Annotated in this window: 21 protein-coding genes; 9 read left to right on the top strand and 12 right to left on the bottom strand. The window is 44.4% G+C overall.

Annotated elements, in window-relative coordinates:
• Positions 1-206 precede the first annotated feature (206 nt).
• Together P0M28_RS11135 and P0M28_RS11130 are read right to left on the bottom strand one after the other, a co-directional pair.
• Positions 207-1,496, bottom strand: coding sequence for an energy transducer TonB (locus P0M28_RS11135; protein WP_302209976.1), 1,290 nt, complete (start codon positions 1,494-1,496; stop codon positions 207-209).
• The gene (locus tag P0M28_RS11130; RefSeq protein ID WP_302209975.1) at positions 1,489-2,046 is read right to left on the bottom strand and encodes an RNA polymerase sigma factor; all 558 of its coding nucleotides are present in this window, start codon (positions 2,044-2,046) and stop codon (positions 1,489-1,491) included. Before P0M28_RS11130 ends, P0M28_RS11135 begins: the two co-directional genes overlap by 8 nt.
• A gap of 132 nt (positions 2,047-2,178) precedes the next feature.
• On the opposite strand from P0M28_RS11130, the gene P0M28_RS11125 reads away from it, so the two are divergent.
• A complete protein-coding gene (locus P0M28_RS11125) occupies positions 2,179-4,089 on the top strand; it encodes a vWA domain-containing protein (protein ID WP_302209974.1) in 1,911 nt (636 codons plus the stop codon).
• Positions 4,090-4,352: 263 nt separating this feature from the next.
• Here P0M28_RS11125 and P0M28_RS11120 read toward each other — a convergent pair whose 3' ends face one another.
• The 4 genes from P0M28_RS11120 to P0M28_RS11105 all read right to left on the bottom strand — a co-directional run bounded on the left by P0M28_RS11120 (position 4,353) and on the right by P0M28_RS11105 (position 7,632).
• Positions 4,353-5,549 carry a transposase gene (locus tag P0M28_RS11120; protein WP_302203654.1) on the bottom strand — a complete coding sequence of 399 codons (1,197 nt, stop codon included), beginning with the start codon at positions 5,547-5,549 and terminating at the stop codon, positions 4,353-4,355.
• 169 nt (positions 5,550-5,718) lie between these two features.
• Positions 5,719-5,940: a DNA alkylation repair protein gene (locus P0M28_RS11115; protein ID WP_302209973.1), complete on the bottom strand. Its 222-nt coding sequence runs from the start codon at positions 5,938-5,940 to the stop codon at positions 5,719-5,721.
• A gap of 50 nt (positions 5,941-5,990) precedes the next feature.
• Positions 5,991-6,584 (bottom strand): hypothetical protein, encoded by a 594-nt coding sequence (locus P0M28_RS11110; RefSeq protein ID WP_302209972.1) that lies wholly within the window; start codon positions 6,582-6,584, stop codon positions 5,991-5,993.
• Between the two features lie 112 nt (positions 6,585-6,696).
• Positions 6,697-7,632 (bottom strand): hypothetical protein, encoded by a 936-nt coding sequence (locus P0M28_RS11105; RefSeq protein ID WP_302209971.1) that lies wholly within the window; start codon positions 7,630-7,632, stop codon positions 6,697-6,699.
• 145 nt (positions 7,633-7,777) lie between these two features.
• Here P0M28_RS11105 and P0M28_RS11100 point away from each other — a divergent pair, with 145 nt between their 5' ends.
• The 5 genes from P0M28_RS11100 to P0M28_RS11080 all read left to right on the top strand — a co-directional run bounded on the left by P0M28_RS11100 (position 7,778) and on the right by P0M28_RS11080 (position 14,676).
• Positions 7,778-9,550 carry a vWA domain-containing protein gene (locus P0M28_RS11100; RefSeq protein WP_302209970.1) on the top strand — a complete coding sequence of 591 codons (1,773 nt, stop codon included), beginning with the start codon at positions 7,778-7,780 and terminating at the stop codon, positions 9,548-9,550.
• Between the two features lie 16 nt (positions 9,551-9,566).
• A complete protein-coding gene (locus P0M28_RS11095; RefSeq protein ID WP_302209969.1) occupies positions 9,567-10,832 on the top strand; it encodes a tetratricopeptide repeat protein in 1,266 nt (421 codons plus the stop codon).
• 328 nt (positions 10,833-11,160) lie between these two features.
• Positions 11,161-13,020: a right-handed parallel beta-helix repeat-containing protein gene (locus P0M28_RS11090; RefSeq protein WP_302209968.1), complete on the top strand. Its 1,860-nt coding sequence runs from the start codon at positions 11,161-11,163 to the stop codon at positions 13,018-13,020.
• A gap of 365 nt (positions 13,021-13,385) precedes the next feature.
• Positions 13,386-13,691: a HigA family addiction module antitoxin gene (locus P0M28_RS11085; protein WP_302209967.1), complete on the top strand. Its 306-nt coding sequence runs from the start codon at positions 13,386-13,388 to the stop codon at positions 13,689-13,691.
• A gap of 55 nt (positions 13,692-13,746) precedes the next feature.
• Entirely contained in the window at positions 13,747-14,676 is a 930-nt protein-coding gene (locus P0M28_RS11080; protein ID WP_302209966.1) for a DUF6807 family protein, read from the top strand.
• 3 nt (positions 14,677-14,679) lie between these two features.
• On the opposite strand, the gene P0M28_RS11075 is transcribed toward P0M28_RS11080, so the two are convergent.
• Together P0M28_RS11075 and P0M28_RS11070 are read right to left on the bottom strand one after the other, a co-directional pair.
• Positions 14,680-15,381, bottom strand: a complete 702-nt coding sequence (locus P0M28_RS11075) for a hypothetical protein (RefSeq protein WP_302209965.1) — start codon at positions 15,379-15,381, stop codon at positions 14,680-14,682.
• 272 nt (positions 15,382-15,653) lie between these two features.
• Complete coding sequence (locus tag P0M28_RS11070; RefSeq protein ID WP_302209964.1) at positions 15,654-16,133, bottom strand: cupin domain-containing protein; 480 nt, start codon at positions 16,131-16,133, stop codon at positions 15,654-15,656.
• 319 nt (positions 16,134-16,452) lie between these two features.
• On the opposite strand from P0M28_RS11070, the gene P0M28_RS11065 reads away from it, so the two are divergent.
• Positions 16,453-17,913: an ISKra4 family transposase gene (locus tag P0M28_RS11065; RefSeq protein ID WP_302204760.1), complete on the top strand. Its 1,461-nt coding sequence runs from the start codon at positions 16,453-16,455 to the stop codon at positions 17,911-17,913.
• Positions 17,914-18,257: 344 nt separating this feature from the next.
• Here P0M28_RS11065 and P0M28_RS11060 read toward each other — a convergent pair whose 3' ends face one another.
• Positions 18,258-18,704, bottom strand: coding sequence for a nuclear transport factor 2 family protein (locus P0M28_RS11060; RefSeq protein ID WP_302209963.1), 447 nt, complete (start codon positions 18,702-18,704; stop codon positions 18,258-18,260).
• A 227-nt stretch (positions 18,705-18,931) separates the two neighbouring features.
• Here P0M28_RS11060 and P0M28_RS11055 point away from each other — a divergent pair, with 227 nt between their 5' ends.
• Both P0M28_RS11055 and P0M28_RS11050 read left to right on the top strand, forming a co-directional pair.
• Positions 18,932-20,437: a DUF5060 domain-containing protein gene (locus P0M28_RS11055; protein ID WP_302209962.1), complete on the top strand. Its 1,506-nt coding sequence runs from the start codon at positions 18,932-18,934 to the stop codon at positions 20,435-20,437.
• Positions 20,438-20,554: 117 nt separating this feature from the next.
• Positions 20,555-21,031, top strand: a complete 477-nt coding sequence (locus P0M28_RS11050) for a hypothetical protein (RefSeq protein WP_302209961.1) — start codon at positions 20,555-20,557, stop codon at positions 21,029-21,031.
• A gap of 44 nt (positions 21,032-21,075) precedes the next feature.
• On the opposite strand, the gene P0M28_RS11045 is transcribed toward P0M28_RS11050, so the two are convergent.
• The 3 genes from P0M28_RS11045 to P0M28_RS11035 form a co-directional block, all read right to left on the bottom strand.
• Positions 21,076-21,969: a toxin-antitoxin system YwqK family antitoxin gene (locus P0M28_RS11045; protein WP_302209960.1), complete on the bottom strand. Its 894-nt coding sequence runs from the start codon at positions 21,967-21,969 to the stop codon at positions 21,076-21,078.
• Between the two features lie 150 nt (positions 21,970-22,119).
• Positions 22,120-23,319: a glycine C-acetyltransferase gene (kbl, locus tag P0M28_RS11040; protein ID WP_302209959.1), complete on the bottom strand. Its 1,200-nt coding sequence runs from the start codon at positions 23,317-23,319 to the stop codon at positions 22,120-22,122.
• A 37-nt stretch (positions 23,320-23,356) separates the two neighbouring features.
• A complete protein-coding gene (locus tag P0M28_RS11035) occupies positions 23,357-24,142 on the bottom strand; it encodes an alpha/beta fold hydrolase (RefSeq protein WP_302209958.1) in 786 nt (261 codons plus the stop codon).
• Between the last annotated feature and the right edge of the window lie 126 nt (positions 24,143-24,268).

The following is a 24,268-nucleotide window of genomic DNA, read 5'->3' as shown; positions in this document are numbered from 1 at the left end:
TACATTTGCGTTATAGTAGCGTTCGTATATCCCTACGGGTACTAAAATAGTAGTATCCGTTGTGTTTTACTACTCAAGCAGTAATCCTTGAAAGTCTAGTCTATTCCTAAAAACTATCAATAAATTTAGTAAAGCGAATGTTATAGCGATTGGTAAAATAGAACTACCGGCCTAAGGTTGTACAACTACTCACTGAGCATAGCATCCTATTTATTAGGCAACCTAAACCGTACTTTTACCATCACTTTCTGATCTTGCAATTTCCCTTCCTGAAGGGCGGGTTGCCAGCCTAGTCCAGCTTGAATGAGCCGGATTGCTTCTTCATCGCAGCCGTAGCCTAAGCTCTTTTTAATAGTAAAATCCGTTAGTTCTCCGTCAGCTTTCACCGTAAATTGTACCTTCACATTGCCTTCGATACCTTGCTGTTGGGCTTTCTCCGGGTACTGAAGGTTCTCTTGCAAGTAGGTGCGAAACGCCTTTTGTGAAGGTAGGGGTTGAGCTGGTTGGGAAAGGGTAGATTTTTTTCCTTGCGTTCCGTACCCAACAATCACTACTTCGCTTAATGCTTGCGTATCTTCCTCAAGTTGGACGGCTAAAGAGCCATGCTGGTTTATTGCTATTTCTTCGGACTGGTAGCCAATAGAACTGACTACTAATTCACTACTGCTGTCTGGCACAATTACCTGAAACTGCCCATTTACATCAGTAATGGTGTTGACGATTGTACCCTTTACATGAACATTGGCTCCGGGAATTGGCATCCGATCTTCTAATGAATAGACTGAGCCAATAATTTGACGATTACTGATCTGGCCAGTAACTTGGTGGCGGGCGATTTGATGACCAAACTTATCAGCCGGTTCAGTAAATCTAGACTGCTTTGCCCTCGTCTGATAATCATGAGATAATGCTGGTTCAGCATCAATACGGTTTACTTCTTCTTCCAAAACATCGGCTGTCTCTTCGTCGGCCATTATCTCGGGCATAGCTGGAGTTGCTGCTGGTTCAAGTAAAGCAATGGTTTCTTGTTCCGGTACCAGAACAGGTTTTATTTCTTGATTAGGCTGGCTAAGTAGAGGGTTACTTACTACGGAAGTAGCCTTTTCGCCTTCTACCTTTTTGGGAATAACTAACGCTATCGGTGCCTCTTCGGGAGCTGCCGAAGCATCTGATTGTACTTCGTAAGATAGTTGTTCAACCGGAGCCTCAGTAAGAGTGGTTCGGTAAATGAGCCAACTAGTGGTGAGAAGAACGGCTACTGCTGCCGCGTAGCGTCCGTAGGTCACCCAAAGCGTAGCTCGCTGGTGGGTACGTTCTTGCAACTGCCGTTGTAAGCTGGCTATATCTTGCTGCCAATTAGGAACCTCGGCTAGCCCTTCCAAAGCTTCCGCTTCAAAAGGGTTTGCTTTGAGCCAGTTCTGCTCTTCTTCCGAGAGTTTTCCCTCTAGATAGCGTTGCACCCAGGCCTCGTCAATATCGTACTGTGGCTTATTCATGATGTTTCTCCACAAAAATTTTCAAATTACGCCTTCCGTTCTGGATATGGCTTTTCACCTGTTTTAATTCGTAGCCCGTCTGCTCAGCAATGGTCTGATACGACTGCTGTTGTAAGTAAAATAGCTGCAAGCACTGCTGTTGCTCAGTCGGTAGTTGATCCATGCCCTGCGAAAGTAGCTGCCATTGCTCTTCGGATAAATTTTCGCTCTCTTCTTCCGCCAGATAATCCGTATGCCCATTAATCGGTACCTGCTGTACTTTGGTTTTTCGTAATTGCATTAGGCAGTAGTTGCGCGTTACCACGTAAAGCCAGGGTTTAAAGTCTCGCACTTCTTCGGTGAGCAATCGGTCAACCAGTTTTTCGAAGATTTGCATCACCGCATCTTGGCTATCTTCTTTATTCTTAAAATATTTCAGGCACACCCCGTACACCGGCGACATATATCGCTCGTAAAGCTCACCCAGCACCGGGAGTTCACCCGTTAGCTGATACTTACGTAACAACTGAACATCGTCCAGAGCTTTATTTTTACGGCGTTTGAAGAGCATACAACGGCAACTACACTAACAGGATGCAAATACCTTTCTGATTCCACAGATGTAACGAAAAAAATTTTTTTTATGGTTCGGTGTGGAATTTAGATAGTCACGGCATCCTACAAGAAACAAAACGAAATTCTTATGAAAACAGTGATGATAATTTTGCTGGGATTGCTTACCGCATTCACCTGGCGACCTAATCCAACCCAAACTATTACCGGAACGGTTACAGATATCGATGGCGGAGCAGTGCTGCCTGGAGTCAATGTAATTGTAAAAAGCTCTCAAACCGGAACTGTGACCGATATGAACGGACAGTACCGAATAGAGAATGTATCTGAAAAAGATGTATTGGTTTTTAGTTTTATTGGCTATGTAACGCAGGAAGTTAAGGTTAAAAACCAATCCGCAATTAATGTACAACTAGTAGCCGATGTTCAGGAACTATCGGAAGTCGTAGTTACCGGATATGCTCCTCAATATAAACGAGCGGTTACTGGATCGGTAGCGCGAATACGTGGAGCTAATTCAATTTCTTCTGCTCCTGCCCCCGCCATGTACGATGTGGTTGAGCAGGAATCAGGTGTGTATTATCCACCAGTAGATGATGAACTACCGCAAGAGTTTAATACCGAAGAATACGCTACCATCCGGGAAAATCCGTTTTTGGCATCGTCGCAGAACCCCCTTTCTACCTTTTCTATTGATGTAGATGCTGCTTCTTACGGTAACATTCGCCGATTTATCAATCAGGGCGAAATGCCGCCTACCGATGCGGTTCGCATAGAAGAAATGGTCAATTACTTCAAATATAATTATCCACAGCCTAAGGGCGATGATCCATTTTCAGTGAATCCTGAACTGGTAGAATGCCCTTGGAATCCGCAGCATCATTTACTGAAAATTGGTTTGCAAGGCAAAGAAATTCCTACGGAAAATCTCCCGGCCTCTAATCTGGTATTTCTGATCGACGTATCCGGCTCAATGGACTACTCTAACAAGCTACCGTTACTGAAAAAAGCCTTCCGAATGCTCACCGACCAGCTACGTCCTCAAGACCGGGTAGCGATGGTAGTATATGCCGGAGCCGCTGGAGTAGTATTAGAATCTACCCCAGGTAACGAAAAAGCGAAGATCAAAGAAGCCTTAGACCGACTGCAAGCCGGAGGTTCTACCGCCGGAGGTGCGGGAATCCAACTCGCTTATGATATTGCCAAGAAAAATTTTCAGGATGGCGGTAACAACCGAATCATTCTGGCTACTGACGGTGATTTTAATATTGGTGAGTCTAGCAACGCGGCCATGGAGCGAATGATTGAGAAGAAGCGGGAAGAAGGAATATTTTTGACGGTGTTAGGTTTCGGTATGGGCAACTACAAAGATTCTAAAATGGAACTGCTGGCTGACAAAGGCAACGGTAACTACGCCTACATTGACAATATTCAGGAAGCCAAAAAAGTACTGGTCAGCGAGTTTGGCGGAACATTATTCACCATCGCCAAAGACGTGAAGTTTCAGATTGAATTCAATCCTACCAAAGTGCAGGGCCACCGTTTAATTGGCTACGAGAACCGTGCCCTCCGCAGCGAAGATTTTAACGATGATAAGAAAGATGCGGGCGAGCTAGGCTCTGGTCATACGGTCACTGCCCTGTACGAAGTTATTCCTGCCGGAATAGATGCGGGCGACTTGCTGAAATCGGTAGATGACTTGAAGTACCAAAAGCAGAAAACCGAGCGATCTGCTTCTCGTACCGACGAATGGCTCACGCTCAAGCTACGCTACAAAGCTCCAGATGGCGACACTAGTAAGCTGATTGAGCAACCACTCACGGGTGAAGTAAAGTCGTTTAATGAAGCTTCGGAAAACCTACGGTTTGCCGCGTCCGTAGCTGGTTTCGGTATGCTACTACGCGATTCTAATTTCAAAGGAAATCTAACTTACGATGCCGTAGCCCAAATGGCTCGCGAATCAAAAGGCGAAGATCAAGAAGGTTACCGTCAAGAATTTATCCGGCTGGTAGAATCGTGTAATTTGCTGGCGAGTAATTAGAATATTGAGTAAACGGTAAAGGTTATTACGGCTTGTTCAACAGAGTGGTAGACCTCAAACACCCCTCATAGTCTCATTCAGAGGACTCTGAGGGGTGTTTATATGCCTTAGAAAACGCTTCTCAAAAACCTCGACTGTCAGAGGTAGTCTTGACTATTGTACAAAAGATAAAGCTGGTTTTTGAAGAATTATGGAGTTTCATCTGTAGTTTCTGTAATTCTACAGATTTTTCTAATGTGCTATAATCAATAGTATGGACAGTTTTATGCAGCCAATTTTCCCCGTTGCAATAGCTTTGGGTAGTTGGGGTGCATTTTTATTGACTCAGCGTCCAGATTTAAGTTTGAAATAATGATTTGTAGCCAACGGGTATTAAAATGCTCTGTTTTGACGTCTTGCAGTGAGAAGCTGGTTCTACCCTGCAAGTGATTCTCTACCAAACACAGATTCAAAGTCATCATGACGGCCTGAAAATGGAAGGCCAAACGTTTTTCTTGAGTGCTTTGGCAGTGGCTGAGTCCTAAATGCTGCTTAGCATCTCTAAAGAGAAACTCAATATTGAAGCGCAAGCGATAGTATGCTAGAATACGACTTGCTGAGAGTTCCAGATCCGAACATCCTAACAAGAACAAACCGGTTCGGCCGCTTTTACTTTGTGTAGTAACCATCACTACTTTTATCTTTCGCTTCCACTTTACCGACCAAACCACTTGGCAATAGACTTGCCAACCTTCAGGGGTGGTACCCTGTTGTTCAAAACGAGTTAACACCTCATCGCCTTTCCAGTGAACTTTACCCCCATTCTTGCGTTTTCTCCCTCGGGGCTTTTGGGGGCCTTCATATAAGTAGTTCATATTGGCATCACCGCGCAACTTAGTGATCATGAACATACCTAACGCAGCTACCTGATCCCAAGCGGCTTGTTTGGCGTAAAAGCCGTCTACCACCCAGTACTTCGTCTTTTTGAGCAGGTAGGCACTACAACGGACTAGCTGCTGTAAGTAGAAAAGTAAGCGGTTGGTCTCGTCTTTGAGTCCACCAGGGGTTTGGTGTACCGATAGGGTTAAGGCCAATCCGCTTTTCACTGATACCAAAGCCAGCGCACTAATCTCTAATCCTTTAATTGCTTTTTGGGAGCATCCGCTCCAGTACCTATCCAAACCGTACGTCTTTTTACCGCTCTTAGCAACGTAGCTACAGTCACTCACCGCAATCCAGGAGTGGTTAGCAAAAAACAGATCAATGAGCACCTCACTAAAGTGTCTGAAATCAAAAGCTTTGTCGTAATTACGCCGAAACGTACGCTCACATAGGTCGCCCCAGCGCGACAAGTTGGTAAAGTTATAACGCCCCTTAGCCGATAAGAACACCTGTACAAGATGCACTAAAAACTTATGCATGGGTTGGGATATGTCCGGCATTTTTGCCATTATCGTCTGGAGAATCTCTATGGTTTTCATGGTACCCTAAAGTTGTTCGCAAAACTAACTTAATGGGGTGCCTTCTCTTTTCCTAAATTCTGTCCGAAGTATTGATAATCGGTCATTTTGTAAAAGAAAAAACTTAAAAGAAGGATTGATAAAACCGTTAAGAATTTGCTAAAGCTATCTGTAGGTAAACTTGGTATGTTCATAGTTCCAATGATACAACAATAAAGCTGCTTATTATCAGGTAAACGCAAGTACTTAGTAGAATGACGCTTAAAACAGTACGGTAAGGTTCGGCCAGTCGTAGCACTGGCATCCGGATGCCTAGTGCTCGATCTGTGGGGATACCGAATCGCTGTAATTTAGACAGATAAGTTGGGTTTGCTAGATCGTGCAGTTGGGTAAGGATCTGTTCGGCGTTCATCGGTTGTTAGGGAAAGAAATCGCAGATAAAGTTACTAAACCTCAGAAGGGTTATTTAATACTACCCAGAAAAACCTCCCAAACCTGTTTGTGCTCGTTGCCAAATTGCTTATCCACTTTTTTAACCCAAATTTCTACTTTTCGCTGGTAAGCAACCTCCTGTCCCTCAGTTGCTAGCAGTTGGGAAAAAGTAAGTAAACCCGAGTACTGCTGAGCGGAGTCTTGCCGAGTGGGCTCCCGTCGAGCAGAGTCTTGCCTGAGTGGTTGAACGAGCTCAATGTCTTGAATGATATATTGCTGATTATCACTTTTTTGCTCAATCTCGTGTAAGAAACTTTCCAAAGTGAGTTGTTCTTCTTCCCAAACAACCAGCATTTGCGGATGAATGAATAACTGACGGGCTTGTTCTTGGGCTTGCTGGCGAAAGGTACTGTCTATGGTTGGGTTACCGATTAGCGTTACGTAGTCGGCAAAATCGATGAGTTTCTGTTGGGCGCGTACTTCTAGGGCATATAAGAGGTCGCCTGAAAGATAGTCCGTCGTAAACTGAGCTTCCAGTTCGCCCGACATAATAGTGGCTTCGGCAGATTCATTCTCGATAGCTCTCTCGCGGTGCGAGGTGGCGCAACGGGTTAGTCCTAGCAATAGCAGAAGTAAGCACGAAAATAGAGTGAGTCTGATAGTAACTGCTTTGGGGGGATTTTTAGAAAATCCCCCTAACCCCCTTTTCAAAGGGGGAGGGTCACTTAAAAAGATTTTAATGATTGATTTCATCGTACACCTGTTTAAATCGTAGTTCGCAAATCTGGTCGTTTCGGAATTTCGTACTTAAAATTTCGATATTTTTGAGGCTTCGTACTGGCATGGTCATTTTATTGATGAACTCCTGTTTGTTGTACAGCTCCATACCCAGTGTTTGCCCTTCGGTTAGTTGGTAGATTTGGGCATCCTCGGTCAGCATAGTATTTAGTTGGGCGCGTCGTTTCTGCCAATCGTTAACATCAGCCTGAGAGAAAATTCGTAATAGCCAAGCGTAGTCGTTGGTTTTCAAGCCAATCTGCTCAGTCGCTTGAGCTTTGTTCAGTATGCGGGTGATCGTATCAGTACGATAGTAAGCTCCTTGCACGGCCAAACGAATTGTCGGTTCTCGCCAGCGAATGGCGATACAACCGAGTTCATCCGCCGGAACCCGGTAGGGAGACTCATTTTCGGATAAGACTACTACCGTAAGCCCAGCACCATTAACTGCCTCCCGAGTGTCGGCATTCACAAAGCAAAACTGATAGGTAGTCGGTTCATTTAACTGTGCGTATAAACTAACTAGCGCGACTAGCAACAGAAAAATACCGGCGCCCGCAAAGTATTTTTGAGCAGCAGAGGGTACCTGAAATAGTTTTCTGACAGCGGTACGGCGACTGCGGTAATCTTCCCAATCAGTGTAGCCTACGTACTGGCTCAGTAAGTTAAGAATATCGATGCGAGGTAACTGCGGTTGATCTGATTTGATGTGGGTATAAAACCACTTCTCACTAATTCGCCCGTTGGCTTTTTCCTCTAAATCCTGCTGAAACAAACGTATTTCCTGCCCTTTCCATGAGCTAATATCGGCGTCAAGCTGCGGGTGAGATTGTCGCACCTTTTGAACAATATCCCGTTTTAATTGCTGAAAATATGTTTGAGCAAGCTCTGGCATCTACCCAAGGTAACGTTCTAAAAGATATAAGCTTTTGTAAAACGTTTACAATCCTTGTAAAATGATCTACAAATGCTTTGCAAGGGTAAATTTTCTAGTCGTCACTCCAATTCGCTAAGTTTTGGCATCATCAAAATTATGCGCTATGTCAAAACGAAACGTAAAATGCCCGAATCAACTAAAAACAGAGAGTGCAAAATCACGTAGCCCAACTCCCTCTTTTCCAAAGAGAGAGAAAGGGGGATTTAAAATGTCTGGAGCACTTTTCATTTTATTAGTTATACTTTTTAATGGCTGCCACGAGAAAGGTTATAATAATAAGTCTCAGGGAGATCAAAGTGATGATTATTCGTATGTAACACCTCCCCCTACCTATCAACCTGACCCGAATGCTCCTCCCTCTGATATCAAACTTCCCCCGGAGATAAAAGCCATTCCTGATGAAGAAGAAGCTGATGAGATATTTATGATTATTGAAGAACTTCCAGAAATCAATTTTAATACGGAGGAATACGACAGAATCTACGAGAACGATTTTGTAGCGGTATGGGACAATCCACTCTCTACCTTTTCTATCGATGTTGATAACGCTTCCTACAGTAATGTGCGTCGGTTCCTGACGCAGTACCACGAATTGCCTCCGCCGGATGCAGTACGTATTGAAGAATTAGTCAACTACTTCTCCTACGAATATCCTCAACCGAAGGGCGAGCATCCTTTTGCTTTAGTTACCGAAGTAGCCCAATGTCCTTGGAACCCCGAGCATCAATTGCTACACCTGGGTATTCAGGGGAAGTCATTGGACTACGAGCAGCTTTCGCCCAGCAATCTGGTTTTTTTAGTGGACGTTTCCGGTTCAATGGATGAGCCGAACAAGTTGCCTTTGGTACAGAAATCACTTCGCTTGCTGATTGATGCTCTGAAACCTACCGATCGGGTGGCGATGGTGGTGTACGCCGGAGCGGCGGGAATGGTACTGCCGTCTACCCCGGCATCGGATAAAGATACGATATTTAAAGCTTTGGATAATCTTCAGGCGGGAGGTTCCACCGCTGGGGGCGCGGGTATTCAACTAGCTTACCAAATCGCGAAAGAAAACTTTATTGCTGACGGCAACAACCGCGTAATCCTGGCTACCGACGGTGATTTCAACATCGGAACATCGTCTACCGGTGATTTGGTACGGATGATTGAAGAAAAGCGCAAGCAGGATATTTATCTGACCATTTGCGGATTTGGAATGGGTAATTATAAGGACGGACGCATGGAGCAGATCAGCAATGCGGGTAACGGTAACTACTTTTACATTGATCACATTCAGGAAGCTGAAAAAGTGTTTGTGCGCGAGCTACGGGCCAACCTGTTTACCATCGCCAAAGATGTAAAAATCCAACTGGAATTTAACCCCCAGCAGGTACAAAGCTACCGGCTAATTGGCTACGAAAACCGCCTGCTCTCTCGCGAAGATTTTGATGATGATTTGAAGGATGCCGGGGAATTAGGAGCGGGGCATACCGTGACGGCTCTATATGAAATTATTCCTACTCCACCCGACCAGGAAGTGAGTACTGCTACCGCACTGCGCTATCAGCAAAGTATCGTAACCGATCAGGCCAATGCCAACGAGCTACTGACCTTCAAATTGCGCTACAAACCCATCGGCAGTAAGCAAAGTCTACTGATTGAGCAACCTGTCAGGTATTCAGAAAATACGTTTGCTAAGTCTTCCCAAAACTTTCGGTTATCGGCTACAGTGGCGGGCTTTGGTATGCTGCTACGGCAGTCGCAGTACAGTGGTACGCTGACGTTCAAGCAGTTAGAAGCTTGGCTGCACGGCGCAAAACCTACGGTCAATACCGACTGGCAAGACTTTGAGCAACTACTACGAACGGCTACCTTGCTAAATGACCCTCGCTAGTATGAAATGGTGGTTGATGATAATAACTCTTTGCCTGACTGAAGTGGTTGATGCTCAAGAAATAAACTGGCCAGACGATACGGCGCAAGCTCAGACAAATTGGGTGCTATTTACCGATGGGGTTCGGGCTAAGACCTACGCGGAAGCACTAGAATCATTCCGTTGGTTGCTAAATCAAGCTCCCGATCTTACTCCTACTTTATACATTCAGGGTGAGAAGTTATTTAAAGGGTTAGTAGCCGAGACGGGTGATCCAGAAAAACGAGAGCAGTATCAACGACAGCAGCTTAACCTGTATGACCAGCGCATCCAGTACTTCTCAGATGAAGCGAAGGTAATGAACCGTAAAGCGCACGCGGCTTATCAGTACTATCGGGATAAACCTGAAAAGTACGCGGAGTTACTAGAAGTCTTTGAACACGCTTTTCAAGTGAGTCAACAGCAATTTTCCAGTGCCAACTTGGTTGCTTACCTGGATGTGATACGGCGCTACCGAAAAGCCGGGGGTAGCGAATTATCGGATGAAGAAATACTCCATCGCTACGATCAACTTTCGAAAGTGCTTCAGCAAAAAAGTAAACCTGATGCGAAAGAGAAGCAGGAGCTGCTGGACAAATTGCTCATCGCAACAATTACGCTAGATTGTGCCACTATTCAGGAAAAGTTTGGTAATCCTTTTCTTCAAGATACTACCCAGCTAGATTGGGCGAAGAAAGTGATTGCGCTAGCTTTAGCTTATCAGTGTAGCGATGCGCTATCCTTCATGACTGCTTTGCGAACAGTTCTTCGGTACGAACCATCGGTAGGTACGGCTAAGACGATTGCCAAACTTTATGAAATAAGGGATAAGCCCCAGAATGCCGAAACCTACTGGCAGCAAGCGATTACTCTGGCGAAAGAAAATAATGAAAAGGCTGAGTTGTGGTATTCGTTGGCGCAGCACTATCAACGGAATAACCGTAAGCCCCAAGCCCGGGAAGCCGCCCGGAAATCAATTCAGCAGAATACTTCTAAGAAGGAAGCGCATAAGCTGATCGGTGATCTCTATTTTTCTAGTTTTGACAATTGTAAAGGCGGGAAGTCAATTGTTCAGGATCGGGCGGTGTACTGGGCGGCTTACGAAATGTACCAACGGGCGGGGAGAAGTGATTTGATGCAGCAAGCCGAGCAGCAATTTCCGACGATGGAGCAAATTTTTCAGGAAGACCTCAAGAAGGGTGAGGTCATGCAAGTAGGTTGTTGGATCAATGAAGAAGTGGTAATTCGCCCTCGTCTGCAATAGAGGAGGTGGTCGTCGTGTGATAGCTTCGTTATACTTCCTTACTATGACGGTGTTGTAGTTCAATATAAACATGTCCTTAAGTTCACCGTGGGAAGATAGCGTCGACTCAGAACCCATGACGCCAGATACACTAGTGACAAATTACAATCTAGATTTCTTGGGATTGTGTTAATTCATATATTTTTGCTATAATTGATAATAGAAGAATTCGCTTTCCCTTCAGCAGTAAAGGTTCTTGCACATTGGTTTAAGCGGTAATTGTAGAGGTGACTTGAATCAAGCATCATCTGATTAGTCTATTACCGGTACAATAAAAATTGAGACAATTATGCAGAACCTTACGCTATCACTTCGCCTTATTTTACTTTCATGCTTTTTCTTAATAGTAATATCATCGTGCTCGATTGAGGAGTTGAACCCTACCGTACGAGTAGAAAACAGTAGTGCACAACGGGGCACTTTGGCATCCGTAAGCGAGGCTGACTTCCTATTGCCAGGGCAAGATGCCCAGGGTTGGACAGTTCTCTCCCCATCCGCAGATAGTAGAATTATCTATGTAAATGCTACTACTGGCAACGATGCCACCAGCGTTGTTTATAAATCGGATGACAGTGCCATTGGCTCCGATCCGAGCCAACCTACCGGGGCAATCAAGCCATTTAGAACCATAGCAGCAGCGTACGGGCAAATGCGCAATGGTAAACCAGATTGGATGCTGCTGGCCAGGGGCGAAGAGTGGGAAGAATCTTTGAAGTTAACTGACGGACGTTCGGGCACTGAGCGATCAGTATTTAGTGCTTACGGTAGTGGTAAGCGTCCGTTGTTGAAGACTGGTACAAAAGCAGGAATCAAAACATTTCGGCCCAATCGGGTTATTGTAGCCAGCCTATATTTTTGGGCTCACACCCGGGATACCCAAAGTACAGAATTTGTAAGCCACGAGGGAAAAAGAGGGTTTGATTTTTTGTCTGATGAAGATGAAGACATAGAAGATGTGCTGATAGAAGACTGCGTATTTATGGCATATAAAGAGAACACCATCCAAGATAGGCTTGATCCGGGCAAACCTATGAAACGGATAGCCATTCGCCGATCTATAATTGCTTGGAGCTATTCTACCGATAGTCACTCGTCAGGAATATTTTATAAAGGGTCAGCAAGAAGCAAGACAGTGCCTTCACTACTCTTAGAAGAGAATCTCTTCGATCATAATGGCTGGGCAACCCAATCAATTAACGGTGACGATAATAGGGCCAATGGGCAGGCAACCATGTATAATCACAATATTTATTTTTCTAGTGCCAACAATATTATTGTCAGAGGCAATCTCTTTTTCCGGGCTTCATCCATAGGTAACAAATGGCGGTCCGACAGTTGGGGCAAATCAAGGCACCTGCTAATTAAAAATAATCTTTACTACGACAACGAAGTAGCAATTAGCCTGGGGGGCAATACCGATAATCCACTGCGCTTTCACAGTGTTGAAGTACTGGACAACGTAATTTTATCCAATGGTCTTAGTCGGCCTACGAACCGTGCACTTTCTTGGGGTGTAGACGCATCGGATATTAAAAACGGGATCTTTGATAATAACATAGTGGCTCATCAGAGAAATCTGGAGTTACGCAGTACCTACGGTTTTAGATTAAAACCGGGTTCTAAAATGGCTAATGTGACTTTTTCTAATAATGTTGTATATAACATAATGCGCGAAGGGTTCTTGTCGCCTGATAATAGCCTTGGGCTTATTACGGTCGAGAAAAACAGTAATCTTAAAAATGTCAGAATAGTAAACAATGACCTGATATTAGGCGAAAATTCTAGTCTGGTAACTTTAAACCTAAAGGCAGCGGGGGTTACGCTTGCCAACAACAGTTATAGCTGTAGCCCGGACGACAACCAGGCAAATGCGTGCCTCAACTACTTTGGCGAGCTTTATACCCTGGACGTTTGGCAAGGGAAGGTTGAGCCGACTGCCAACTATACGAGTACGACCCCCGATATGAACCGTGACTTGACCGAATATGCAACAACGATGGGACTGGGAAGTGCCACAGAAGAACTTATAGAAAAGATGTACGAACAATCCAAAGCTAATTGGAATACTGCCCTGACAGCTCCTGAAATTAATCAATGGATTAGAGAAGGCTTCGAGAATAATATTGGCGAAGAGCAGTATCAGAAATGAAGTTAAAGTAGTGCTACAGGTTATTAATGAGGAGAAAAGGTTAATAATTCTTCTTCAAGTTATTAGATAGAACCATTATTGTCTGCCGTCGGTCTTCCTCTTCATAGGTTCTGGGTTCACATAGAAGCACTATAGAACTATTGGGGTTTGCTTTTCCTTACTGACTTTCGTAACGTTACGCGCTACACTCGCGTGCGATACAATCAATTAGGCACCGAGGTTTAAAACGTCTTTGGGAGCGAAATGATGAAAGCAGGTTACCTGCTGCTCAAACCCGTAAGATCAGACGAATTTTAAACCTGTTGGAAGATGGTCATGTGTTTGATGTGGATTATATAGATTATCATTAACGAAAAACAAGAGCGATGCTAAAACGAGGAATGCCACCGATACACCCAGGCGAAATTGTTAGGGAAGATTGTTTAGAACCACTTGGGCTTACCGTCACCGAAGCTGCCAAAGGGTTAGGTGTTGCTCGATCCACTTTATCGAAGGTAGTTAATGAACGCGCAGCGGTTTCGCCAGAAATGGCTGTGAAACTTGGTGAGGCCTTTGGCACTGGGGCCGGTATCTGGATTCGGATGCAAGCCACTTACGATCTATGGCACGCGGAGCAAACGGTATCCCGCAAAGGCATTACCCGCTTCCATTCACCTCGGGCCTCAGCTTAAACAAGTATTGTAAGCGAGTTTAGCCCATTTATTAACTTTTGCTGTTAGCTAACCAATGAAATACTACACCTACCTACTTCTACTAACACTATTTAGCTCCTGCGATCAGTCGAGTTTGTTATCCGCTCAAGCCCTTACATTTGAGTATTCTGAGGGTGGAGTTTGGGTGAAAGAAAACGACGAGCGCATCTTCTTTTATCAGCAAAAAACCAAGTCGCAGAATGGCGAGTACGCCCGATCAAATTATGTCCATCCGTTATACGGATTAGACGGAACGGTGCTCACCGAAGATTTTCCCGACGACCACCCACACCACCGGGGTGTTTTCTGGACGTGGCACCAAGTATTCATTGGGGATAAACGCATTGGCGATGCCTGGCTATGTGAAGATTTTAGCTGGGATGTTTACGAAGTACAGCAAGAAGACAGTACACTTTATACGAAAACCTACTGGAAATCTTCTAATTGGACGGATGGGCAAGGGGAAGAGCAACCTTTCTTATCCGAGGAAGCCAGTATCAAGATTCACCCTGCTACCGAAAGTTATCGGGTACTGGACTTTGAGATCTCGCTACTAGCCCTGGTGCCTGATTTAAAAATAGGTGGTTCAGAAGATGCGAAGGGCTACGGAGGATTCTCAGTGAGAATGAAGCTACCGAAGGATATTCAGTTTACTTCTACCAGTGGGAAAGTGACCGCTCAAACTGAAGCAGTAGAAGCGGGACCTTGGATGGATATATCCGGTTCGTTAGCAACTAATGGCGAAAAGGCTGGCATTGTAGTAATGGCTCACCCGAATAACCCGCTTCCCAATAACCAATGGATTTTACGTACTAAAAACAGTATGCAGAACCCGGTCTATCCTGGCCGAGAACCCGTTCTAATTTCTGATAAAGAACCTACGGTACTTCGGTATCGCTTAGTCGTTTATCAGGATAAAATCAGCGAGCGGGAAATTAATGGTTTGTACGAAAAGATGAGATAGTCGCTATTTTTTCATTGAGACAAAAAACGATTCGGAAGGTGCGCTGGCTTCTGGCCCCCAAATCTTAATATTATCCACCATTCCGGTATCGTCAAACGAGCCGAAGCCGATGTAGCCTTCGGCAAAGTGGGTGTCGGTGGCTTCCATAATCGGGCTTTTCATATCGTCGAAGTAGACTTTGATAGTACCTTCTTCTACACTGCGCTCAATTTTTATTTTATGCCACTGATTGGTTTCACCCCAATCAATACCGTCGGATATTTTTTCGCCAATAGCTACGCGGGGTTCGTCGTTTACTAAGAAAATATTGTGGGCGTGCGGATCAGGCGTAGTAGCCAGATGAACGTAGTAAAAATTACTGGGGTCTTTCATTCCGAAAAACAAGCACATATCGCGGTGACCGTACTCGCGTCCGGTTTGCATCAGATCAGCTTCCAGTACAAAGCTGCCGTACATTTGATCAGAAAGCATGGCGATGTTACGCGGGGAACGAACACGAGGTTGGTAGTCACTGGCAGCAAATAGGTGCAACGCCCGGTTATCATCTCTTTTACTGATTTTCCAGGCGGCCCGATCGGTCATTTCAAAGGATTTTAGCGGTTGCTTTCCTTCGAAATCTTCGCTCAGGAGCAGTTGGTAATCATCAGGAATAAAAGTAGATGCAGTAAATAGTACACTTAAAAGAAACAAGGTAGCGAGCTTCATAGAATTATTTGTTGTAGGTTGCCCGTAAAAATTACGCATTTTCGGGTAAATTCGTATAAAATCTATCTGAAAATACACAGCCTTATCATAAAACCGGTGAGTCTTTAACCCCCTTAATGATTGACACGGTGAGACGACCAAGAACAACTAAGGAGCTGAAGAACTGATAAATTGCTAATATTCAGTTCTTCAGCCCCTTAGTTCCACGTTGCGTAGGCTTCAATCCTTTTTATGAAAATACTGTACTTAAAAACAGGTAATTATGAGCATGATTAGCGAGTAAGCTGCTGAATAGTGGTCTCGTGTTGCGGGAATTCGCTTAGTAATTTTTCTCGGTCAGCCATTTCAAAATCGCTAAAATCAAAGCCGGGAGCAACGGTACAGCCAACCAGAGCGTAGGTGGTTGGGTCAGCCATGCGCGAAGCAAACCAGTGATTGGCCGGAACTACCAACTGAAATCGATCTCCCTGCTCCCAGTTTGATCCGAGACGATGAACCTTGAGAGAACCATCCGGGTACAAAACAGCCACCTCTAGCGTTTCGCCCGCGTAAAAGTGCCACATCTCGTCCGATTTAATTCTATGAAAGGCTGAGAAAGCATTTTCCAGTAGTAAGTAGTAAATGCCCGTAGAATAGCTACGGTCTAGCTCAGGAATGCTATCGGATGCTTTGTACGTTTCTTTATAAAATCCGCCTTCGGGATGAGGTTGCATTTGCAGGCGGTCAATCCATTGTTGGGCTTCGGGTAGCAATTTAGTCTTAGTTACAACGATATTGAAACTTAGTGGGTCTCAAGATAATAAACCCAAGTGCTTTATGAAGAAAATATTCGCGATTATCGTTTTTTCTTCAACTACTATATTTTCCTGCGGAGAAGAAGAGCTTCAACTCACAACACTATCATCTCCAGTTATCAGTTACAGCATAGGTGCGCCCGAATGTTTAGGGTATTGCATTACAACGCTAGAAGTCAATAGAGTGTATAACGAATTGGGTGCAGAGGAAAAGCGAGTGGGAATGCAGAGATTCCCTTAATTTTGAGGTCTTCAACCACCATCAAAAAAACTCGCTATGGAAGTAAAGGAAGCAAAAATCAACCAGATAAGACAACACTTAGATCAGATAATAGCCCAAATGGATGCCCGAAGTAAAGAAGGAATGAGAATTCATCAGGTAGAGCGGTCTTTGTTTACCAGTTTATTGCAGTTAGGTTTTCAACTGTTAGAATACTACATTTTGAGTATACAACAGGTAGTCGCTGTTCAGGGGGTTCCCGTTGATCGTGCAGGGGAAAAGATGAAGAACACCGGGCTGCGTAGTCGGCCTTACCGAAGCATTTTTGGCCCGTTATCCATTGCCCGCCCCAAGTATTACTCAACCACTGGTAAGAGCTATTACCGGCTGGACGAAGCGTTGGGCTTACCCAAGAGCAACTATTCTTACGTATTGGATGATTGGTTAGGGTATGGGGCCACCGAGATGGACTTTGCCCAAAGTGCTGAGCAGTTGGAGCGCATCTTAGGTCATCCCCTAAGGGGTATGCAAAGCCAACGGTGTAGTTACAGGCTTTGCGAGCAAGTAAAAGACTTTTATGAGCAACAAGCCTGGGAAAACATAGAAGATGGTACTCATTTGAGCGTAGGCTTTGACGGTAAGGGGGTGCCCATTCGTCGCAGCGAAACTCAGCGAGCTGAGGAAAGTACGGCGGTTCGTCTGAGCAAAGGACAGAAGAAGGGGGTCAAAAAAGAAGCCACAGTAAGCCTGAGCAGTTCGTTTACCCCGCGGCCCCGGCAGGCTCAAGAACTCTTAGAGAGCTTGTTTTGCCCTACCCATGAGCCGCAGAAGCCCGATGGAGGGCATACCTGGCACGAGCACAAGCATCTACGAGCCTTTCTCTCAGACAAGGTAGGGGCCATCCGCTACGGGGTGGAAAACCTACTTCGGCGCGATGCTAGTGCAAAAAAGCCGATCATCGTTTTGATAGACGGTGACCGAGCCTTAGAAAAAGCAGTTCGGCAAGTGGTAGAAGAAAAGAAAGTTACCCATCGGGTAGAGGCCTACGTACTGGATTTTATTCACTTGCTAGAGTACGTTTGGAAGGTGGCTAACGCTCATTGGGGGGAGAAGCATCCCAATCGTTTTGCTTGGGTGAGAAGCCAAGCCGCCTTGTTACTAGACAGCCAGCATGATGAGGTACGACAGCAATGGCAAGTTATCTTGCAACAGGCTACCTTGTCTCAATACAAGCGTGACACTGTCCAACGAGCCATCACCTACCTGACCAACCATCAGCATATGGTAGATTACAAAACCTATCTACAGCTAGGATTTCCTATCACCACCGGAGCGGTGGAAAGTGCCTGTGGACATTTTGTAAAGAGCCGTATGGAGAGAAACGGCATGCATTGGGGAAAACAAGGTGCGCAGAATATGCTCAACCTACGAGCCGTCAGAAAGAACGGCGATTGGGACAACTACCTACAAACAGTAGTCAAACACGAACAACAAGCTCTTTACCAAAAAGCTGCCTGAGTTACACCCTTTTTGTTATACACTCAAGTCAATAAGGAAGTTAAGCAGTATGTAAGTCGAGCCAACAATGGTTCGCCTGATATAATATGCATTGATAGCACTACAACTGAAGAATGGATTTTGCTTAATAGTCTGCTTGATATAGATGCCTTGCTAGCGTTACCCGAACGAATTGGATGTCCAGGATGTGCTGATGCCCCAGTCAGAATGGTAGGGCTTAGGTCAGATTCCTTCGAGCATAGCGTATTCTTTGAACAACCAGATACACCGCCAGCATTAGTCCTTGTTACGGACACCTTGCAAAACATGCTGGATGAAATGGCAAATTGTCCTTAAACGTGGTTCTATTTAGCCGGAAGCATATTGCGGATAGCCGAAATTTTCCAAGTATCTTCCTGATAAACAACTACAAAAGTGCTCCACATTTTTCTAACAACCTCACCATCAGCGTTTCTGATTTCGTAGCGGGCGTCAGCAATAGCACTTTCTTCAGTAATAAACCGGATTTGCTCTACCGTCAGCGTTCGCTCCCCCGGATTACGGCGTGAGCTACGCATCATTCCCTCCTTGGCCTTACCAATTCCTCTTCGCCACTCTCCCGATGAAACTAGCTGATCTATTTCATCAGTCAAAATCTGTTTCAGCAAAACGGTATCTTGCTGCTCCCGCGCTTGAGCGTACTGATCAATGAGCGAATGAATAGCTTGTATAGGGTTTTCAGAAGAATCTTGGGCGCAAGCATCGGTAGTGATGTAGGCAATAGTGACTGCCAAAAAGAAGGTGCGTAGCATAGTTGAATTAATAGCTTCAGTACGAAAGGCGGCTTGAAGTATAGAGTAAAAATATAAAAATAAAAGAGGAGTAGTTCATCTTGATGGGAAACAAAGCCTAACGCCGGTGTTCGGCTAGCATCAAATTCAACACGAATTTCTCTCGTTTAAAGATATTCGTTGTAAATTCTTCGCATAAAAAATACGGTAGGTAATTCACCACTAGTCAGTTAAAAGTGACGACTCTTATGAAAAATCTCTCTATTGTTTTAATTCTAGCTTTAGCCAGATGGTCTTCTACCGATGTTTATGCCCAAACGAAGGTTGAAAAGTGGGGCTACTTTGAGATCGAGTTTCAGGCTGCCGTAACGGGTAATCCATTTACTAATATCCAACTGGAAGCAATTTTTTACAACGATACCGACACTGTTCAAATTAATGGATTTTACGATGGCGAAGATTCCTATAAAATACGTTTTATGCCTCAAAAGGAAGGGCGATGGAAGTATACTACTCGTAGTAACAATAAGGCTCTTGATGATAAGAAAGGTCACTTTCTTTGTGTATCGCCAAAAGTTGGAAATTGGGGAGCGATTGTGGTACAAGATACTTTTCACTTCTCTTACAAAGATGGCACACCGTTCTACCCATTAGGTACAACTGCTTACGGGTGGGTACAACAAGATGAATCTACTAGAACAAACAGTCTGAAGTCTCTAAAGAATTCTCCGTTCAACAAAGTACGGTTCATGATATTACCTCACGCCCCAAGTGGAAGAGAACTTGCCCAATATCCGTATGAGGGGAGTGGCAAAAAATGGGACTTCACTAGATTTAATCCTGAATACTTTAGAAAGTACGAGCAATATATACTCGAGTTACAAAGTATGGGTATTCAGGCTGATCTTGTCCTTTTTCACCCTTACGATAAAGGTGTTTGGGGTTTTGATCAAATGGATAAGGAGGAACAGTATCTGTATCTAAATTATGTCAACGCCCGATTCGGTGCCTTTCGTAATGTGTGGTGGTCAATGGCTAATGAATTTGATTTAATGACCCATCGCACCGTGGACGATTGGGATGATTACTTCCACTTTTTTGCAGAACATGATCCCTATCAACATTTACGTTCCAATCACAATGCTGGCGTTTGGTACGATCATACTAAACCTTGGGTGACGCACGCGAGTATTCAGAGTGAGAGTTGGTGGCGGGCACTATCGCTTCGGGAGGAGTATCAAAAGCCGATTATTTTTGATGAATTTTGTTACGAAGGAAATGGCGATGCCAGAATTGTTGCGCTAAACGGAGATGTAATCCGTCACAGATTTTGGCTGATGACCATATTGGGAGCTTATGGCACGCACGGCGAAGCCTACTTTCAGCCCAAGACCAACTATCAGTTTTTCAGACAAGGCGGTACTTTTGTGGGAGAATCTGCCCACCAACTTAAGACCTTAGGCAAGGTACTGGATGGTATTCCTGGGCAGTTAACGCCTATGGGTAACGGTTGGCGACTCAACTGGATATTGGCAGGTATACCAAACGAGTACTATTTGTATTATCTAGGCGAATATCAAAATGCTTCCTGGGTTTTATCGGAGCTACCCAAAAACCAAAAATTTACCATTGATCTGGTAAATACCGTAAGTGGTGATATAACTCGACTGGACGGAAAATACGTTAAAGACGATGAAGTATCTTTACCTGGTGAACCCTATTTTGCCATGATACTGAGACAGGTAGAACAGTGAGATGTTAATTGTAAAATATGTTAGAGCGGTTATTTTGATTTCTTGTGCTGGAGATCTCAGTTTTATGTTAACTTACTTTCGGCGAAAGTAATTACAATATTCAAAGAAGATTACGATATGAATAGCACCAAGCGAATGAATGATACCTTTTTTTGGATTATTTTACTTGTTTTCCTGATAGTGTCAGCTTGTAAAGACGATGATACATCACAAGGGGTTGACTCACTACAAGGAGTATGGCAGGTGAACGAAGCTATATCTATTTACGATAACTCAGGAGACAATCGAGTGGATGAAGCTGGGAACCTAGGTCAGTTTATTTTTGATAATGATACGCTACGATTTGAATACACGCGCAATGATACTCTTTACCAAGGAATAGAGCGATGGCAATTGCAACGTACCCGAGAGAATCAAGGCTTTTCCAAAGTCAATGTCTTTACTCTGATGATTGAAAATCATGATACCTTCATTTGTGAGTTTGGCGATCAGACGCGCAACTCACAAATGAATGCCACCAACATTACCCTGCGCCGTGAACAGGAAGAAAACAGTCAGGACGCCCGGGTTGAGTTGTTACTTAGTAAGCAGTAATAAGGAGACAGACGAACTTTTTTTAGACTCTTGGAAGTAGATCTTTATCTAGTGTCCTTCTTGTGCTCGTAAACCACTTTTCCTTCAGGGCTCCACTCTTTCATGGTGTACGGGCGGGCTTCGTCGTCGTAAGGATCATCGGTGTATTTAATCTGTTTCTTGGGTCGACGGTCGTAATCGTAAAACTCCGTCCAGATGCCTACTTTCTGATCTTCCTGATACTCTCCTTCCACTGCGATACGCCCGCTGGGGTGAAAGTAAAAATAGTAACCTTCTTTTTCACCGTATTCCACCGGAATCACTTCCTGGGGTTTCGTACGTTTACCTTCGTCGTAGTAGGTGATTTCTGACTCCCGGGGCCAGCCTCGAGTGTATTTCTCTTTGTCGAGCAAAATGTCCTTCTTGCTGTACTTCGTCCACCGACCGTGCTTAGTGCCCTTGTAGAAAATGCCTTCTTCCAGAATTTCGTTATCAACGGTCATTTTTTTGTAGGGACCATGCAGAATCAGTGCTTTGTTCTTGGTGATGTTGTGTGTAGTACGAATTTGCTTACGCTTGGTATCGTACCAGTAGACATCCCGCACGTAAGGGTCGGGCATTTCGAATTCCTTCAGATAGTGAAATGTTTCAATAACATCGGTTCCACCCCGGGCTGAGCGGGCAAAGCCTTTCTTAGTTTTAATATTGTAGAAAACGTTTTTCTTTCGCTTTTTCTTCTTCTTTGCTTTTTTCTCCTCTTTCTCTTCCTCCTCTTCTGCTTCCAGGTTTACCGTAAGCGGAACCTGCGTAGCCGGGTCAACCAGAAAAATATCTGAAGTATCTGGAGCAAAGGGTTTTTCAACGGTTTCTTCTTCCTCTTTTTTATCCTTTTCGTCCTGGGCGAAAGCCAAAGATAAACTCAGTCCAGATAGTAGAAATAAGCAAAATAAATAGCGCATGAAATATTTAGATGTTGTACGCGACATGGTAACGATCAAACAATGGTAGTTCGTATTACTCTCGAAATAAGATAATAGGAAAGATAGTTCCTACTGTGCTGGAGGGGAAATGTAAGCTTTTTACCCTTATAATTCTTCTGACCTAAAGTTCTAAGCCACCAATACCCCCAACTCATTTCCTACTTCTACAAAGGCGTTAATTGCCTGATCGAGGTGCGCTCGTTCGTGGGCGGCACTCATTTGTACTCGGATGCGGGCTTGCCCCTGGGGAACTACTGGATAGAAGAAGCCAATCACGTAGATACCTTTCTTTAGTAATCGAGCGGCAAACTGTTGGGCTAGCGGGGCTTCGTACAGCATAATCGGTACAATAGCGTGGGTGCCCGGTTTAATGTCAAATCCGGCTTCGGTCATCTTCTGGCGGAAGTAGGTGGTGTTGTCTTCCAGTTTATCGCGCAGTTCGGTAGTACTGGAGAGCATATCGAGTACGGCAATGGATGCGCCTACGATAGATGGAGCTAAGGTGTTGGAAAATAAGTAGGGGCGCGAGCGTTGCCGTAACATTTCTACAATCTCTTTGCGGGCAGCGGTAAACCCGCCGGAAGCCCCGCCTAAGGCTTTTCCCAATGTTCCGGTGATAATATCTACCCGACCCATCACATCGCAGTGTTCGTGTACACCCCGCCCGGTTTTGCCCATAAACCCAGTAGAGTGGCATTCGTCAATCATTACCAAAGCTCGGTATTGATCGGCCAGATCGCAGATTTTATCTAATTGGGCAATGGTGCCATCCATAGAAAACACCCCATCGGTAACGATGATTTTGTGACGAGCACCCATCGAGTCTGCTTCCCGCAACTGTTTTTCTAAGTCAGCCATATTATTATGCTGATAGCGGAAGCGCATGGCTTTGCACAGACGGACTCCATCTATGATGGAAGCATGATTCAGTTGGTCAGAGATGATCGCATCTTCTTTGCCGAGCAGTGGTTCAAACAATCCGCCGTTAGCGTCAAAAGCCGCCGCGTAGAGAATGGTATCTTCCGTGCCCAGAAAGTCGGAAATCTTCTGTTCCAGTTCTTTATGAATATCCTGGGTGCCACAGATGAAGCGCACCGACGACAGACCGAAGCCGTGGGTGTCAATGGTTCGTTTGGCGGCTTCAATCACTTGGGGATGAGAAGAAAGGCCGAGGTAGTTATTCGCACAAAAGTTAATAACTTCTTCTCCCGCGTCGGTTTTAATAACGGCACCTTGCGGAGTAGTGATAATACGTTCGGACTTGTACAAGCCGGCTTCTCGAATTTCAGCTAACTCTTTTTCTAAGGCGGGTTTTAGTGTTTCGTACATAGTGGATGAATAATTAGACTAATAGCTATTGTTATTGCTAGTGGTTATTATAAAAATCTTCTAGTAGTTGATTAAACTGTTCGGGGTTATCAAGGTTAGCAAAATGCCCGGCTTCAGTCATATTTCTCAGCTGGAAATTGCCTCGTTGCTCAAATTCTTCAATCGTACTACCGATCACTTTATTGATCTCCTGATCTTTACCCCCCTTAATAATCATGGCGGGCACTTTTGAGTTTCGGATTACCGCTAAATAATTAAAATTTGCAATATTGGGGATGATGGCAAGCACAGTTGATTTTGCCATTTGAGACATCATCTTCTTGATGAGTTGCTTCGAGTACGCGGTATTTCCCGAAGAACTGGACAGACTACCAAGAGTTCGGGAGCTAAGCAACTTGTACATAGTTCTCATCAGAACAATGGTTAGTTTAGATTTTTGTAGCTCAGCCGTAGTGCCAAACGTGGTAAATGTTTTCAGGCGTGATGGATGTGATTTCAGTAATTCGTAGCCCACGTTTCCACCCATAGAGTTTCCTACAAAATGTACCTGTTCAATTGCTAGATGATCAAGCACCTTGATCACATCTTCACGCATAGCTGATAAAGTAAAATCAGGTTGATTGGGCTGGTATGAAAACGATGATTCTCCGTGGCCTCTCAAGTTAATCGACAAAACCTGAAAACTGTCGCTAAAATATTCGTGCTGCTTTTCAAATTGGTTGAGATTGGCTCCTAGTCCATGGACAAATAAAATCGTTTCATTCTCTTTATTTCCACTCAGATTGTACTCAATATTTAGGTTTTCTAGTCGTATAAAATGCATAGTTTCTTGATTCATTTATTTTCTTTTTATCTCGGTTTGGTTAGCCATATTATCCCTTTGGATAGCCGATGAATTTTAGCAATTCGCTATCTTTGCGGAGATTTAGGAGACTGATACAGAAACAAC

The organism is Tunicatimonas pelagia, from assembly GCF_030506325.1.
Classification (GTDB): domain Bacteria; phylum Bacteroidota; class Bacteroidia; order Cytophagales; family Cyclobacteriaceae; genus Tunicatimonas; species Tunicatimonas pelagia.
Note: the sequence above shows the minus strand (reverse complement) of the source record. Positions and strands in the feature narration are given on the sequence as shown.